Source organism: Lysinibacillus xylanilyticus, from assembly GCF_001183605.1.
In the GTDB taxonomy this organism is placed as follows: Bacteria; Bacillota; Bacilli; order Bacillales_A; family Planococcaceae; genus Lysinibacillus; species Lysinibacillus xylanilyticus.
The window spans coordinates 532,080-547,253 of sequence record NZ_LFXJ01000005.1 but is presented as its reverse complement, the minus strand read 5'-3'; the positions used below and the strand labels follow the sequence as shown (position 1 = coordinate 547,253).

General features: G+C 36.3%; 15 protein-coding genes and 1 pseudogene. 3 read left to right on the top strand and 13 right to left on the bottom strand.

Annotated features, from left to right (window positions below; all coding sequences use genetic code 11):
* Window positions 1-239 precede the first annotated feature (239 nt).
* Entirely contained in the window at window positions 240-383 is a 144-nt protein-coding gene (locus ACZ11_RS26190; RefSeq protein WP_134008750.1) for an ATP-binding protein, read from the bottom strand.
* Between the two features lie 128 nt (window positions 384-511).
* Window positions 512-1,393 (bottom strand): LysR family transcriptional regulator, encoded by an 882-nt coding sequence (locus ACZ11_RS05610; protein WP_049664393.1) that lies wholly within the window; start codon window positions 1,391-1,393, stop codon window positions 512-514.
* 126 nt (window positions 1,394-1,519) lie between these two features.
* On the opposite strand from ACZ11_RS05610, the gene ACZ11_RS05605 reads away from it, so the two are divergent.
* Window positions 1,520-2,545, top strand: a complete 1,026-nt coding sequence (locus ACZ11_RS05605; protein WP_049664391.1) for a DUF2332 domain-containing protein — start codon at window positions 1,520-1,522, stop codon at window positions 2,543-2,545.
* 71 nt (window positions 2,546-2,616) lie between these two features.
* On the opposite strand, the gene ACZ11_RS05600 is transcribed toward ACZ11_RS05605, so the two are convergent.
* The 8 genes and pseudogenes from ACZ11_RS05600 to ACZ11_RS05565 form a co-directional block, all read right to left on the bottom strand.
* The gene (locus ACZ11_RS05600) at window positions 2,617-3,183 is read right to left on the bottom strand and encodes an NADPH-dependent FMN reductase (protein ID WP_049664390.1); all 567 of its coding nucleotides are present in this window, start codon (window positions 3,181-3,183) and stop codon (window positions 2,617-2,619) included.
* Window positions 3,184-3,195: 12 nt separating this feature from the next.
* A complete protein-coding gene (locus ACZ11_RS05595; protein ID WP_049664388.1) occupies window positions 3,196-4,251 on the bottom strand; it encodes an LLM class flavin-dependent oxidoreductase in 1,056 nt (351 codons plus the stop codon).
* A gap of 15 nt (window positions 4,252-4,266) precedes the next feature.
* Entirely contained in the window at window positions 4,267-5,208 is a 942-nt protein-coding gene (locus tag ACZ11_RS05590; protein WP_049664387.1) for a ring-cleaving dioxygenase, read from the bottom strand.
* Between the two features lie 51 nt (window positions 5,209-5,259).
* On the bottom strand, window positions 5,260-5,703 hold the full coding sequence (locus ACZ11_RS05585) for a MarR family winged helix-turn-helix transcriptional regulator (protein ID WP_049664385.1): 444 nt from the start codon (window positions 5,701-5,703) through the stop codon (window positions 5,260-5,262).
* A gap of 103 nt (window positions 5,704-5,806) precedes the next feature.
* Window positions 5,807-6,427: a sporulation-specific diadenylate cyclase CdaS gene (gene cdaS / locus ACZ11_RS05580; RefSeq protein ID WP_082172686.1), complete on the bottom strand. Its 621-nt coding sequence runs from the start codon at window positions 6,425-6,427 to the stop codon at window positions 5,807-5,809.
* Window positions 6,428-6,690: 263 nt separating this feature from the next.
* A pseudogene (locus ACZ11_RS05575) lies at window positions 6,691-7,014 on the bottom strand (ATP-binding cassette domain-containing protein); the annotation flags it as partial.
* A gap of 523 nt (window positions 7,015-7,537) precedes the next feature.
* On the bottom strand, window positions 7,538-7,768 hold the full coding sequence (locus ACZ11_RS05570) for a hypothetical protein (RefSeq protein ID WP_049664384.1): 231 nt from the start codon (window positions 7,766-7,768) through the stop codon (window positions 7,538-7,540).
* Between the two features lie 180 nt (window positions 7,769-7,948).
* The gene (locus ACZ11_RS05565) at window positions 7,949-9,379 is read right to left on the bottom strand and encodes a DHA2 family efflux MFS transporter permease subunit (RefSeq protein ID WP_049664382.1); all 1,431 of its coding nucleotides are present in this window, start codon (window positions 9,377-9,379) and stop codon (window positions 7,949-7,951) included.
* A gap of 169 nt (window positions 9,380-9,548) precedes the next feature.
* Between ACZ11_RS05565 and ACZ11_RS05560 the strand changes: the two genes are divergently transcribed.
* Window positions 9,549-10,091, top strand: coding sequence for a TetR/AcrR family transcriptional regulator (locus ACZ11_RS05560; RefSeq protein WP_049664380.1), 543 nt, complete (start codon window positions 9,549-9,551; stop codon window positions 10,089-10,091).
* 179 nt (window positions 10,092-10,270) lie between these two features.
* On the opposite strand, the gene rnz is transcribed toward ACZ11_RS05560, so the two are convergent.
* A complete protein-coding gene (gene rnz / locus ACZ11_RS05555) occupies window positions 10,271-11,203 on the bottom strand; it encodes a ribonuclease Z (RefSeq protein ID WP_049664379.1) in 933 nt (310 codons plus the stop codon).
* A gap of 127 nt (window positions 11,204-11,330) precedes the next feature.
* Between rnz and ACZ11_RS24935 the strand changes: the two genes are divergently transcribed.
* Window positions 11,331-12,688 (top strand): IS3 family transposase gene (locus tag ACZ11_RS24935; protein WP_134008815.1). Its coding sequence is split into 2 segments (ribosomal slippage): window positions 11,331-11,802 and window positions 11,802-12,688, totalling 1,359 coding nucleotides; the frame shifts between segments, so codons are not numbered across the junction.
* Window positions 12,689-12,753: 65 nt separating this feature from the next.
* On the opposite strand, the gene ACZ11_RS05540 is transcribed toward ACZ11_RS24935, so the two are convergent.
* Window positions 12,754-13,590, bottom strand: a complete 837-nt coding sequence (locus tag ACZ11_RS05540; protein WP_049664378.1) for a class I SAM-dependent methyltransferase — start codon at window positions 13,588-13,590, stop codon at window positions 12,754-12,756.
* A complete protein-coding gene (locus ACZ11_RS05535) occupies window positions 13,587-15,086 on the bottom strand; it encodes a cobyric acid synthase (protein ID WP_049664377.1) in 1,500 nt (499 codons plus the stop codon). Before ACZ11_RS05535 ends, ACZ11_RS05540 begins: the two co-directional genes overlap by 4 nt.
* Window positions 15,087-15,174 lie beyond the last annotated feature (88 nt).

Here is a 15,174-nt window from a genome sequence, read left to right as displayed (position 1 = left end):
AAATGGGTATATTCAAAGCCGTTCCTAATCGCTCGATAGATGAGTGACTAGGAACGGCTTTCATATCGTTTACTCATAATGTTCTAGGTGTAAGTAAAATTACGAAATCCCCCCTATCATCACTATACTTACCATAATTACCTATAGATTTATATTTCTAAGGTAGTTATAACATTGGTTTTTCTTCTTAATTTCAATTGTTATTGCCAAGATGCACTAAGCTTGCCTCTTGATTACTACTATTGCAAATTCTTTTTTAAGCACACTAAAAACTCAATCATTCCATTTTCTATTTTAGCCGTTGCATTTCCACCTAGTTTTTCTGCAAGTAGCTTGACAATAGCTAGCCCTAGACCAGTGTCCTCTAAATCGCTAATCCCCAAGGAGTCGCCCAATCTCCACTCCAATCAACTTTACATAGCATAGGTTATAAAATGACTTCCCTACTTTTGATATGAACCATTAATAAAGATATGAGCTAGATAAATAATTACGAAATTGTTGACGATTATCATAAATAATCCCTCGTCTGAAATAAACATAATAACTCTTCAGGAATCTTTACTGAATCCTTATAAAAAAGATATACAGGAACACTTGGTAAAGCTATTTCATCGAAGGGAACAATATTAAACCTCCCTTCCATCCGCTCTCTTCTCACAATCATTCGTGGCAAAAATGACATGCCTAATCCGTCTTTTATTAAGCGCTTTACCACATAGGATTGGGATACGGACACTTGCTTAGTAACTACATACTTTTCCTGAAGTTTATGTAATAAATCCCCCCAAATAGTTGGATGATGGTGTGTAAATAAAGTGTAGGTTTGAAATAATTCCTCATAATCAATATATGCTCCGGTCTCATCATCGAAAGCATCCAGGGGAATCACCAATTCTAGAGGGCTCTCCACAAGAAGTTCTTGATGCCAATGTCGATAACGTGTTGGCAATAAAGAAATACCAATATGTGCCTTATCACTATTTATTAAATCCTCAATTTTTGCTGAATCCTCCACTAGAATCGATATTTCAATGGAGGGATTTTCATTGATAAACTGATAAATAACATGAGGCATTATCGTTTCCACCATTAATGGAGTCATTGCAATAATAAGCTTTTCTTCAATCCCTTTTGTTGCTAACTTAAAGCGCTCAATACTTTTATCCCATTGATGGATGATTTGCTGAGCTTCTATTAGAAAGAGTTGCCCTGCCTCTGTTAATTGCACACGATTCTTTTCACGTTTAAATAATTTTACATTCAAGAAATGTTCCAACTGATGAATATGAACTGTAATACTCGGCTGCGATAAATGTAGTTCTTCTGCGGCTACTCGAAAATTACAAGATTTAGCGGCTACTACAAAGGACTTTACCCATTTGTAATCCAATATCTCCTCATCCCCTTCAATTAATGTATTTAATCAACTTCATTAACTATATTTAATTTACTAAATTATCCAATAATAATAAACTTAAAAGTAGATCGATTACTTTTACACAAAGGGGAGAATCGTATGTTAGCTAAATTAAGTAAGCAATTTCGTACTTTTGCAAAAGATGAATGTGAAAACTCAAGTCCACTCTATGAACATTTAGCAAATAAGATTGCCGACGATGATGAAATACTAAAAGTTGCCGCATTTATACCTCAAGGACAACCTGTTCCTAATTTATTATTAGCCGGGGTTCAGTATTTGCTGTCATCATCAAAAGACGATTTAGTTAATTTTTATCCATCTTTAACGACAACACCAAATGCAATAAATGAAGTGTATCCTGTTTTTAAAGCATTCGTCTTATCTCATTCAGAAGAATTGAAGATTTTATTTCAAGAAAAACTTGTTCAGACTAATGAAATTCGGCGTTGTTCTTACCTTTATCCGATGATGACAGAAATTTATGAACGCCACCAAAAACCATTAGCTTTAATAGAGATCGGTGCAAGTGCAGGGCTTCAACTTGGAATGGATCAATACAATTATTGCTATAACCAACAACTTCACGTAAACAATTGTAATAACGATTTCGTTTTGCCCTCAGAAAATCGAGGAGAACCACTTCCAGCTTCCATTACAAATGCGCCAGTGGTTTGTAAACGAGTTGGCATCGATTTAAATCCTATTGATATTCATAATGAGGAAGAGCTCCGATGGCTCCAAGCATTAATTTGGCCAGAGCATGAAGAGCGAAGACTTTTGTTAAATCGAGCACTCCCTATTTTAAAAGGACTCGATTTACAGCTAATAAAAGGAGATGCCATTAAACTTATAAAAGATATTAGTAGAGATATTAATCAAGATGCGATGTTAGTTGTTTATCATACGCATGTAGCCAATCAAATCCCAATGGAATTACGCCTTAAATTAATTGAACAGTTAAAAGAGATCAGCATGGAACGACCTCTTTACCACTGTTATAACAATTTATTTGATATGCAACTGCATCAAGATTTTATTGATCAAGGAGAGATAGAATCTATACGTAATATGGAACGCCCTGATGGTCATGCTCGATGGTTCAGGTGGTCTAACAATAAATAAAAAGCATGAAAAAACGCTGCGTAAGATTTCGCTCTTATGCAGCGTTTAAATTTTAGTAAAATTAGTATTCTCTAAAAATCATATTCCGCATCTTTTTTAGCACGAATTTCTGCAAACGCATCGGCTACCATCACTGTATCTTCAGCTAAGCGATCAAGGCGAAACAGAACATCATCATTCACAATTTCCTTCCGCAAAAAATCCTTTTCTTCAATAAAAACATATGTTGGGACGATGTGAGCTTTCATGTAAGCTAGAATTGGCTTTAATTGTTGTTCGATCATTAGATAGTGTTTCGATGTACCTGCTGTGACAACTATACTCACTACTTTATCGCGAAAGGCATTGACAGGTAGTAAGTCAAAAATATTTTTCAGCGTTGCTGGAATCGAAGCTTGAAATGTTGGTGTTCCTATGACAATCGCATCTGCAGCCATAATTTTTTCGGTCACATATTTTGTATCCCCATCATATTCAAAATAATTTCGTCCATCACTAAATTCCATCTTGTACTCAGCTAGATCTAGTAACGTAACTTCATGCTCTGTATATTTATCTTGTAAAATTTCAACCACTTTATTGATAGCTGTTTTAGTTTTTGAGCCGACAATTGAACCAGCCAGTGCAACAATTTTCATGCTGAGCACTCCTTATTTAACTGTATATTTTTTGATTGCAGGTAAAATATCGTTCCCTATAATCTCAATATTTTTCATTAATTTATCAAATGGCACACCGCCAAAATCAATTTGTGCCATAAATCGCTGCATACCATAGAGCTCGTATTGGTACAGTAATTTTTCAATAATTTGTTCCTTACTTCCAACCATTAAGGCGTCTCGTGTATCTGGCGCTTGTGCAAATTGTTGCTTCGGATAACCCGCGCCACGAATTGCTTGGAATCCCCCATTTAAATGAGGATACATCCCTTGTAGTGCCTCTTGAGTCGTATCAGCAACATAGAATAGGCTTGTTGTAGCAATCGGTAGCTCTTTCGGATCAAAGCCACTTCGCTCCGCCGTTTCTCGGTAGGCATCTACAGATGGCTTAAAGTTAGCTGCGGGACCACCTAATGTCGTTAGCATCATTGGAATGCCCATATAACCCGCTTTTATGGCACTAGCAGGTGGTCCACCGACAGCTCGCCAAATTGGCAATGATCCATTTTTAGGTTGTGGTAAAATTTGCGCATTGTGAAGTGGAGTACGGAATTGTCCTTCCCAAGTGACAAGGTCATTGTCATTTATTTTTTTCAGCAGCTCTAATTTTTCTTCAAAAATTTCTTCATAGTCCTTTAAATCAACGCCTAGTAATTGATATGCACCAACTCGAGAGCCACGCCCTGCGACTATTTCCGCACGTCCATCTGAAATTAAATCAATCGTCGCAAAATCTTCATATACGCGTACTGGATCAGAAACACTTAGTACCGTCGCGGAGCTTGTTAATTTAATTTTTGATGTAGCTTGTGCAATCGCTCCTAAAACAACTGTGTGTGCCTGTGTCGTAAAGTACGATTGATGACTTTCGCCAACACCAAATACATCAATGCCTGCCTGTTCTGCTAGCTGGCTTGCTTCAATTAGCTCTTGAATTCGTTGCTGAGCCGAAATACGTTCACCTGTTAATGGATTTGGAATATGATCCCCTAATGAATATAGGCCAAATTCAATGCCTTTCGATTGATCAATGCGATATTTTTCCATGATTACAATCTCTCCTTAATCTAGTGGCTCTAAAATAGCTTCGATTTCTGCACGTTTTTCTTCTAAAAATGGCGGAAGATCAAGTTCTTTTCCAAGATCCTCTATTGCCGAATCAACTGTAAACCCTGGGCCATCTGTTGCCATTTCAAATAAAATCCCATTACGGTCTCTAAAATAAAGGCTTTGGAAATAATAACGATCCACAATGCCTGTACTATCAAAGCCCTGCTCCTTAATTTTGACATCCCATTGTTGTAATTCCTCCACTGTTCCGACACGTAGTGCAAGATGATGAATACTACCACGACCAGGTTTCTCACTTGGCCCTTCTAATTCTTGTACAACGATTTCTCCAAATACTTCACCAGAAATGGATTGCAATACTACTTCTTTTTCACTTTCTGCAACTACTGTGTAGTTAAATAGCTCTTTCAATAAGCTTACAGTCCGTAGCAAGTAACGAACTGTTATTTCAACTGTACCCATCCCTAAAATCCGATGTTCTGCCGGGATATCAGAGCCGTCCCATGGTTGCCAATGAGCTGGTGTTTCGTGATCATAATTGTTTAATAGCACCATACGTAGCCCTTCATGATCCTCAAAAAACAATGCATCTTTACCTGCATAAGTTGTTATTTCACTATGTTCAACCTCTAACTGTTGAAAACGACTTTTCCAATATTGCAGACTGTCATAACTTGGCACTAAAAGGCCAATACGTGTAATAGCATTTGTTCCTCGAACTGTTCGTCCTGCTACGGGCATTTCAAAAAATGTTAATTCTGTACCTGCAGCTCCTGTTAAGTCTCCATAAAATAAGTGATACATGGAAGGCGAATCTTGGTTAACTGTTTTCTTTACACGACGTAAGCCGAGAATTTTTGTATAAAAATCATTATTACGTTTACCGTTTTTTGTTAGCATTGATATATGATGATGTCCGCTTAATTTGTTCATGAATTTTTCCTCCTCGTTTTCAATTGACTAAGCAAGTGATAGTGAAAAAAATCACGCTGGCGGTGATTTTTTTTCACGACTATGCTTTTCTAATTTTGTCATTAGTGTATTTAAAGTTTTCATTTCTTCTTCTGTTAATACTTCTTCAAAAAATGAAGACTGAAATTGTAACTGACATGGTGTTGCCGTATCAATCATCTGCTCCCCTTTAGCTGTCAGTGAGATTGTCTTGGTCTTCCAATTTTGCTTACGTTCAATAAGTCCCTCTTTTTCAAGACGAGCAAGCATCCGAGACATACCACCTTGCGTCACTGTCACTTTCTCCGCTAGCTGTGATTGCGTTAACGGTGCATATGTCTTTATTTGTATAAGAACATCAAATTGTGCAGTTGTTAAGTCAAAGCGCTTTAAAAACTCATTGGATAGCTGATTACTTTGATTTGTAAAGCGCATCATCCGAATCCATGTCAGTGATCCGAGCGTGTGTTTTCGCATAGCTTCCTCCTCCTCCTCTCATTTATCACTTTACTACGCAAATGATAAATGAGCAAGAAAAATATCTTGAATTCGAGATATTTTTCAGTGTGAAGAACTCACACTATATAATGCCATGCGTCGTAATTGGATATAAGTTTCCTTTAAAAGCAAATGAAATTCTCCCTGTTTCTTCAGACACTACCATGATAAGCGCATCACTTACTTCACTTAACCCTAATGCTGCTCGATGTCTTGTGCCTAATTTCTTTTCCCCCGTATATCTATCTGACAGTGGCAGTACATTTGCTGCTGACTTAATTAAATTTTGGCTTATTAAAACTGCGCCGTCATGCAGTGGATTTCCCGGAAAAAAAATAGATTCTAATAAGGAATGCGTTACTTCCGCTCCAATATGAATACCAGGCTGTATAATAGATGCCACAGTATCCTCCCGTTCAATAACAATTAGTCCACCGTGTCTTCTTTTAGACATATTTTGTACGCAATGCGAAAGCTCAGGATATTTTTCAGTAAATGGGGAAAGATAGCAATTCAAATAAAATGTTGCGGCCTTCATTTCAATCGTTACAAATTTCTCTTTAATTTTTTCAAAATTCCCAAGAAGACAGTTTGTATTAGTATCCATTGCTTCTACATTTTGCTGTAATGAAATAATAACCTGCAGAAGCTCTTCCTTTAATGTTTGTTTCATTGGTGAAAAATCGCAATTTATTGGATCCACAAACAACACCCCTCTTTTCAAATTTATTATGTATTTATTTTTTAGTTTCTCTAAATGGAATTATTTTATTCGTCTTGTATTCGTTTATTCATCTTATACAGCTTTCTTATCATGTATGATTTGTTGTAGATAGATATTTCATTATGCCAATTTTTTCGAAAATGCAGCCTTCTTGATCTTACAAACAAAAAAAGAGGAAACTTTTCGCAATTTTAATGTTTTCTCGGACTATATGAACCGAACGTTGATGGCAGGCTACTTTGTTTTTTCACCTGAATTGGCGCTTCAGTTATGTTTTGTAAAACACTTAAATGCGGAAATAAATTGAAGTGTTGAAATACCATGCCCATACTTTCTCTGACACTATTTAAATTAGTTTTTTCTATATCAATAATCTCATCGTTGATGCTTATAGTACCCTCATCTAATATCTCTAAAAAATTCATACAACGTAACAAAGTGCTTTTTCCTGAACCACTGGCTCCAATTAAAACAACTACTTCTAATTTATTTATCTCGAGGTTTATGTCTTTTAAAACCTTCAATTTACCAAATGATTTGAAAAATCGTTCAACAAATACTGACATTATAAGTTGAATATTGTCAGAAATGGTTACTTTTTAAATATAAAATCAAAAAATGAGCAATACAAAAGTTAATTGGATGACTAATCACTAAGTCTAAAATATTAAGGGGTTGTCATATAAGTGAGGACTTTGAATTACGGAAAAACGATGCTTGATATTTTATTCTCGCACGGAAGAACTTAAACACCTTCACAAAATAATTAGTGATTACAACTTACCTATTAGAAGTGAAGATACTTTAGAGATGGAGGTTAGCGATATTAATAAGGAAAGTTAAAGATCAAGCCCAATGACATGACTGGAAAATATTACAGAGACTCCTTAAACAAAAGAGACATCAACTTCCATTGCAATTGCAGTAAAAGAAAATACTAGTGAATAAAGGCAAGCTTTGTTCATAAAGCATCTTTTCACAAAATGAATGTAATTTCTAACAACATATACTTCATATCAATTGTTGTTCTATTTAAATCTAAAAAGTGTATCCATTATTTAATGAAATGAATACACTTTTTGTTTTATCTTACATTTGTCCAGCGCGAATTTTCTTGACAATGCTGAATGTCGTATAGGCAGCGGCTGGTGCAAGTACTATAATAAAAATAAGCCAAACTGTTAAGTTATCCGTTGCTTTTAATGTGTCATAATTTGAGATAACAAACATAATTAGTCCAAATAGTAATAAATAGCTCAGCACATTGGGAAAAATAACGATTAAACGCAATAGTGCTGGTGGCATTTTTTGCTGATTCATATAAACCACTCCCCTTTACTAAATTATACAAAAATATACTATTAACCGCATTATAATTCTTTTATTTTCCAAATTTCCGTTCTACAACTATAATTACTTTGTATTTGTTAAAAAAATTAGAGCCTTCCTACATTTTATTGTAGAAAGGCTCTTTAAAGTTGTTCTTTGAGTGCTTAATCATTATGCTTGTTGTTTAAACTTATTTTTAGATGGAACAAATAGAGTTAAAACAAATGCAATTATAGCTAAGATTGTCATGAAATAATAGGCATCACTTGAGCCTAAGATGGAAGCAAGTGTGCGAATACCTTCAGCCGTAGCATTTGGTGTTTCTACTAGCAATGTTTTCGCATGGTTTGTCGTTTGTGTTGTAAAAATTGTAATAACGACTGCAGATCCAATTGCACCTGCAATTTGGCGTAATGTATTATTCACTGCTGTACCATGTGTGACAAGTGTCTTAGGTAAGGCATTCAAACTAGCTGTGTTTAAGGGCATTGTAATAAAACTCAACCCTATACGTAGAAAAATGGTACGTATTATTAAAAAGCTATAGGCTGTTGTTTCTGTTAAATCTGTTACAACCCACATTGAAGGAATAACAAAAATCAAACCGATAATAAATAACGGCTTTGCACCAAAGCGGTCATACATTTTTCCTGTTACTGGAGACATAAAGGCATTTACAAGTGCACCCGGTAATAATAATAAACCAGCATCTAATGCCGTAAACCCTCTTCCATTTTGCAAATATATTGGTAATAAAATCATATCCGCATACATCATCATTGTGACAATAATGTTGATGATAGACGTTAACGTAAATAATTTATTGTTAAAAACAGATAAGTTAAGAAGTGGATCATCAGATTTAATTTGGCGTAGGCAGAATATTGCCGTAGTCATTATCCCCACAAGTATAGAAGCGATTACTACTTTATCATCCCAACCATGGCTTCCTGCATTACTAAAACCATACAAAATAAGACCAAAGCCAATTGTTGATAAAATAACGCTTAATACATCTAACTTCGGTTTTGCTGTCTCTGAAACATTAATTAAATATTTCATTGCCATAAATATAATGATCACGACAAATGGGATTATTCCGATAAATAACCAACGCCATGAATAATAATCTATAACGAAACCTGCTAATGTTGGCGCAATTGCTGGAGCGAAAATAATAGCTAGCCCAATTAAGCCCATCATACTTCCTCTTTTTTCAGGAGGGAAAATAACCATTACGATACTCATTAGCAATGGCATAATAATTCCAGCTCCTATGGCTTGAATCATACGACCTATTAGTAAAGTCGCGAAGTTCGGAGCTACTGCACAAAAAATAGAGCCTAATAATAAAAACAGCATTGAACTTATAAATAATTGGCGTGTTGAAAAACGTTTCATTAAGTATGCTGTAATAGGGACTAGCACCCCGTTTACTAGCATAAAGCCAGTAGATAGCCACTGAACGGTTGTAGCAGAAACAGAAAATACGTCCATTAAATTACTTAAAGCAACGTTTAACAATGTTTGGTTTAGTGTAGATAAAAAACACCCTAAAATAAGTACTGTTAACAGTACTTTTTTATTTATTGATTCCGACATTAATTTATTCCTCTTCCCACTTGTTTTATTAACACAATGTCAATAAAATAGATAATAACATTTTTATTTTTCGGTGCCTATTTACAATTTTTCAAGAAGTGTCAATTAAACAACAAAATTTAAAATACTATTAATTAAATTTGTATTTAATAGATAAAGGAGAATTAAATTGACTACACAAAAAAAGCAAGACCCTCGAGCTATTCGCTCTAAACGAGTATTTAAAGAAGCTGTCGTAGATATTTTGATTGAAAACCCAGATATTTCGAAACTTACAGTACAAAAAATAGCCCAACGCGCAGAGCTAAATCGAGCAACTTTTTATTTACATTTTTTAGATATTAACGATTTATTAAAGCAGCTGGTTTATGATATTTTCGACGACTTGTTGTCGGAAATATCTCCAACTTTACAAATTGATAATTTAAATAATCAAGAACAATTAATTACGTTTTTAGATTACTTTTATAAGCATAGAAAAATTTTAGCTGTTCTATTTGAGCACCCTGGTTTCAATAGAAAAATGCATATGACATTAAAGGACTTAATTGTCATACAACGTAAAAGTGAAGGCTCTGATAGTACTAACACAACTCTATCAATGGATATTCTCGCATCTTCAATACTTGGGATTATCATGTGGTGGCTCAGAAACGGGGTTCACTTTAGCTCCGAGTATATAGCCAGTCAAATTATTGAATTATATCGATAATTATTGCTAACTCTCCTCTTTCTTAAGAAGAGAAAAAATGGCTCACCCCAAAATGTGGGTGTGTTTCGCTATGAAAGCATTTGTAACTGTCGCTTCGCTTTCGCACAGAAAACATACACTGAATAAAGAAAAGTACCCTTTAAATGTAGCGTCATCTAAAAGGTACTTTATGTTTTTGATTAAATTAATTTGTTGTTATTCCAAGTAAAGACGGATTGATCGGATGTCAGGAAGGTTTGTGGGAAAACCTTCTGTGCTTCTGCTAAAAATTCCGGTAAATCATATGGTAAAAAGCGGGCACTTAAATGATTCAGAAGTAAATAGTTTGCTCCTGCTTGGTGTGCCACCTTTGCCGCTTCGACATTTGTAGAATGCCCGTAGTTCGCGGCTAAATCTGTCGTAGTACCATCAAAGGTTGCTTCGTGAATAACGATATCAGCTCCATTAGCTAATGAAACAGCCTCTGGACAGTATTTAGTATCTCCTAAAATAGAGAGCGTAAAGCCCTTTTTGGGTGGAGCGACAACATCTTTCGCATAAACAACGGTGCCATCCGCAAGCTCAATATCTTTCCCAGCTTTTAATTGTCCTAACAATGGACCTTTTGGAACACCAAGAGCCTGTGCTTTTTCCATTAACAGTTCGCCTGGCAAATCCTTTTGCTCAATACGGTAGCCAAAGCATGGAACTACATGTCGCAATTCACTTGCACTTACTGTAAAATGTTCATCTTCAAAAATAATACCTTCATGAATTTCAACAAATTGTATAGGATATGTTAAATGCGTCTTTGACAAGGCTAAGGTTTGCTCGATCCATTGTTGTAAACCTTGGGGGCCAAATATCGTTAATGGCTCGTCCCCACCTTGAAATGAACGAGAGCTTAAAAAGCCAGGTAATCCAAAAATATGGTCACCGTGTAAATGTGTAATAAATATTTTCGTTACTTTTCTTGGCTTTAACGATGTATGCAAAATTTGATGCTGGGTCGCCTCCCCGCAATCAAAAAGCCACATTTCTCCCACTTCATCTAAAAGCTTTACCATTAGGGCACTTGTATTTCGGTCCTTTGAAGGCATTCCTGCGCCTGTTCCTAAAAAATGTAGTTGCACATATGCCACCTCACTTCTATATCTATATCGCTTTATTGTACCCTATCGCCCCCAATAAAAAAAACCTTTGGTGTGAACTGCGCCCCAATTGTTAGACACATCTAACAATTGGAGGTGCAGTTTTTGTATGGTCAAAAAATATACTGCCAAAGATAAATTACAAGCTGTTGAGCGTTACTTAAATGGAAAGGAAAGTTCCTATGATATAGCTAAATCTATGGAGACTGATAATAAAGCAATCCTTAAATGGGTTAAGCAATATGAATACAATGGTGTTGAAGCTTTTATTCAGCCATATACAAATTACACACTAGAGTTTAAAATGGATGTACTAAATTTTATGATTGAAAATGGTACGTCCTTAAACGAAACGGCAGCGATTTTTAAGATACCTGCCCCTTCAACAATTAGTGTTTGGAGAAAGCAATATGAAATTCAAGGATTAGATGCCCTTCAATCAAAGAAAAAGGGGCGTCCATCCATGAAAAAAGAATTTAATAAACAATCGAAACAAGCACCAGTTGAAGGCTCTACCGAAGCACTTGAAGCACGTATTAAACAACTAGAAATGGAAAATGAGTATTTAAAAAAGTTGAATGCCTTAGTTCAAAACAAAGAAAAATCACCAAACAGGACAAAGCGCAAGTAGTCTATGAATTAAGGCATAAATATCCGGTGAAAGCACTCGTAAAATTCGCTGGCATTCCACGAAGTACGTACTATGATTTAGTAAAACGTATGAATCGACCAGATTTAGATGCCGATTTAAAAGAGGAAATTAAGGCGATTTATGAAGAACATGAAGGGCGTTATGGCTATCGCCGTATTCGTGACGAGCTAGCGAATCGTGGGCAAAAAGTGAATCATAAAAAAGTGCAACGTATCATGAAAGAACTGGGTTTAAAGTGTGTTGTACGTATGAAAAAATATAAATCCTATAAAGGAAACGTTGGTAAAATTGCGCCAAATATTTTAGACCGCAATTTTAAAGCAGATGCCCCAAATGAAAAATGGGTAACAGACATTACAGAATTTAAATTGTTCGGTGAGAAACTTTATTTATCGCCAGTTTTAGATTTATTTAACGGGGAAATTATCACGTATACAATTGGCTCTAGACCAACCTATTCACTTGTTTCAGATATGTTGGACAAAGCGTTCGAACGTTTACCTGAGCACCACCAGTTACTCATGCATTCCGATCAAGGCTGGCATTATCAAATGAATAAATATCGTCGCGCCTTAGAATCAAGAGGGATTGTTCAAAGTATGTCTCGTAAAGGAAACTGTTACGACAACTCTGTCATGGAGAATTTCTTTGGAATTATGAAATCTGAATTCCTTTACATGAGAGAATTTGAAAGTATAGAGCATTTTAAAATAGAATTAGAAAAATATATAAATTACTATAATACGAAACGGATTAAGGCAAAATTAAAAACGAGTCCGGTACAATACCGAACTCATTTTACCCAAGCTGCCTAATGAAATAACCGTGTCTAACTTTTAGGGGTCACTTCAGTCACTAGTTTTGTCCAAAGGTTTCATAATTATTTCGGTTCCCATGATACGAGTGCCGCATGGAAATCATGACGATAATAATAACGCCCGTTCTTTTCCTCAATAAACGGCAAGAGCGCTTCCTCAACATGCTCTCTATTAAAAGTATCATTTAATATTTTTTTACTTTGTGTTGTTACAAGCTGCTCATAGCTTTCATATTCATACACTCGTTCTAATGGGATGATTTTACACTCTGCATAAATATCCATTTCATATAGCAAATTTAAAAATTCTATATAATCTCTTCGTGGAAATTTAATATCGTAGCCAAACTTTTCGTATAAAATATCATAATGGGGCTGTATCGGCCCTGTTGTCATGCCAATAATTGCACGCTTTTTAGCAAGACGATTCATATGGTAAAGTGCTGATTTGATGTCATACATACGATAAAAGCAATTGACACCAATGACTATATCGTGCGCTTCTACTTCATCTTCAGCAAGGCTTTCCCATTTTGCATGAATATAAGAAACATGTTGCTTATCCTCCATGCAATTTTCTAAATAGCTAAGAATACTTTCTGAGCTATCTACACAAGTTAGCTTTCGCACATGATCAGCTAGTGGAAACGTATAATTGCCCCAGCCTGGACCAATTTCCAATACCGAGTCCTCAGGTTGAATACTTTTTTTTATTTCTTGAAAAATTTTCTCAGCATAAGGATCTGTTTGTCCAGCCTTTTTACGTGCAATTGACTGCGCCCAAAACTGCTCCTCTAATTGATCATTAACCATTCTTTCAGGCATTTGGCCATGCCAGTCCTTCATACCTTCCTGCCATAATGCCTCATAGTTAATAGCTAACGGTCCTTTTCTTGTCATACATGTACCTCTATATTCATGATTTCGTATACTTTTTTCATATCGAGATTAGCGCGAACATGCTTTGCCAGCATATTGTAAGCATCCTCTCTACGTTCTGCGTCACTTTTTACATCACTTGGTAAAGCAGCAAGCCCCTTTTTCATGCGAATGTCATTGACAAGCTGTCGTGTATAGGTGCGATTATGGAATAAACCGTGGAAATATGTTCCGATCACTTTTTCATCAGCACTTACTGCCCCATCTACTCGCCCATCTGCAAGCTGTAAAAATGGTGAAACTTCATCACGCAAAATTTTTGTACGTCCAAGATGAATTTCATAGCCAGTAAATGTATCCTGTCCTCTTGTTCCAGTCATTTGAACTGTTTTTTTATCGCCAACGAAAACAGTTTCCATTGGTAATAATCCTAGCCCTTGCGCTGAATCACCATTTCCTTCTACTGCTTCTGGGTCTAGTAACGTTTCGCCTAGCATTTGGAAGCCACCGCAAATGCCAATAATTTTTGTCCCTCGTTCACGTAATTCAGCTATCGCTTGATCGAAGCCTTGTGCCTTTAACCATGCTAAATCATCCATTGTACTTTTTGTTCCGGGTAGTATGAGTAAGTCGGGCGTACCAAGCTCATTGACATTGCCAATTAATCGTACACCAACCTCTGGCTCATCAAAAAATGGATCAACATCCGTAAAGTTTGAAATGCGCGGCAAGCGAATCATAGCCACATCCACTGCAAATTCCCCAGGCTTTGGCTTTTTAAAGCGCAATGAAGATAGTGCTAACGAATCCTCGGCTTCAATATTGACCTCTACATACGGTACAACTCCAAGGACAGGAATCCCCGTTTCACGCTCTACCCATTCAATGCCATCATCGAGTAATTCACGCAACCCTCTAAACTTATTTATAATCAACCCTTTTACACGAGCACGTTCTGCATCGTCAAGTAATGCGAGTGTACCAACGATCGATGCAAATACACCGCCTCGATCGATATCAGCAACTAGCACAACCGCTGCATCTGCTAGATGAGCCATCCGCATATTTGCTATGTCACGGTCTTTCAAATTGATTTCTGCCGGGCTTCCCGCACCTTCAAGGACAATGACATCATATGTATTTTGTAAAGTTCGTACTGACTTTTCAACGATTGGCATCGCTTCTTGTACGAATTGATTGCGATAGCTTTTGGCATCCATATTTAAAAAATGTCTGCCATGAACAATCACTTCCGATACCATATCCTGCTTTGGTTTTAGCAATATAGGATTCATATCCGTAGTTGCGACAACACGTGCCGCCTCTGCTTGTACACCCTGTGCACGGCCAATTTCTCCGCCATCTTGAGTTACGAACGAATTAAGGGCCATATTTTGAGATTTAAACGGCACCACCTTTAGCCCGTCATCAGAGAAAATACGGCATAGCGCAGTACAAATCATACTTTTCCCTACATCAGATGCTGTTCCTTGAATCATGATAGATTTTGCTGACATAGACTTTTCCCTCCTTTTTATAGTTGAAGCTCGGGACTCAGCTTGCTTCGCGGGTATATCCCCCAAAGCGGGCGGGGATTCTGTCCTG